Source organism: Rhizobium leguminosarum (assembly GCF_004123835.1).
GTDB classification, from domain to species: Bacteria; Pseudomonadota; Alphaproteobacteria; order Rhizobiales; family Rhizobiaceae; genus Rhizobium; species Rhizobium leguminosarum_M.
In genome coordinates this window covers 1-1035 of sequence record NZ_MZMU01000016.1, presented here as the reverse complement: position 1 = coordinate 1035, position 1035 = coordinate 1, and the positions used below count along the sequence as shown (strand labels likewise).

Sequence of the window (1035 nt, the reverse complement as noted above, 5' to 3'; positions counted from 1 at the left end):
TGTGAGCTTTCAGGAGGTTGTCCATTCGGAGCGGATTTAGGAGACTGGAGTTACCACACCTCAGTTTTCCAGGATCACTCCGAATGAACATCCATAAGAATGCCCGACTGACACCGTTGCGTCGAGAGGAAATGGCTTTGGCCGTTGCCGAAGGCCAGGTGTCCAAAGCCCAGGCCGCCCGCCTTTATGGTGTCTCGCCAAAGATCGTTTCACGCTGGCTCGAACGGTTCAGGGCACAAGGACGCGCCGGGATGGCGGACCGCTCATCCCGGCCCAAAATCAGTCCACGTCAGACGGGTCAGTCCTTGGCGGAGCGCATCGTCGCACTTCGCCGTCAGCGCCTGACAGGCAAGCACATCGCCATGGAAACAGGCGTGTCGCCCGCCACCGTCAGCCGCGTTCTCAGGCGTGCAGGCCTGTCCCGGATGAAGGATATCGATCCCGCCGAGCCGGTCGTGCGTTACGAATATGCCGAGCCGGGTGGTTTGATCCATCTCGATATCAAGCGCCTCGGCCGCTTTCATCGCGTCGGCCACCGCATCACCGGCGACAGGACCGGCCAAAGCAACTCGCGTGGTGTCGGCTGGGAATACGTCCACATCTGCATCGACGATGCCTCCCGCATCGCCTTTACCGATATCTTCCCGGACGAAACCGCCGTCAGCGCCATTGCCTTCCTCAAGGCGGCCGTCGCCTATTATCGGAGCCTGGGCATCACAGTCACGCGGGTGATGACCGACAACGGCTCCTGCTACAAGGCCAAGGACTTCGCAACGGCCTGCAGGGCACTCGGCCTCAAGCACATCCGCACCAAACCCTATACCCCCAAGACCAACGGCAAGGCGGAGCGCTTCATTCAGACGGCTTTGCGAGAGTGGGCCTATGCACGCGCCTATCCGTCATCCGAACACCGAAAAGCCCATCTGCCAAACTGGACCCACATGTACAATTGGCATCGTCCTCATGGTAGCCTGAAATCAAAAACACCCATCGGTCGCCTCGGTCTCAACCGAGACAACCTGTTGAGGCTCCACA

The 1035-nt window shown here is 59.9% G+C and carries 1 protein-coding gene; it reads left to right on the top strand.

Translation table 11 applies throughout. The features are described from left to right. Nucleotides 1–83: 83 nt before the first annotated feature. The coding region (locus B5P46_RS24355) for an IS481 family transposase (protein ID WP_129420973.1) at nucleotides 84–1035 on the top strand (952 nt) is incomplete at its 3' end.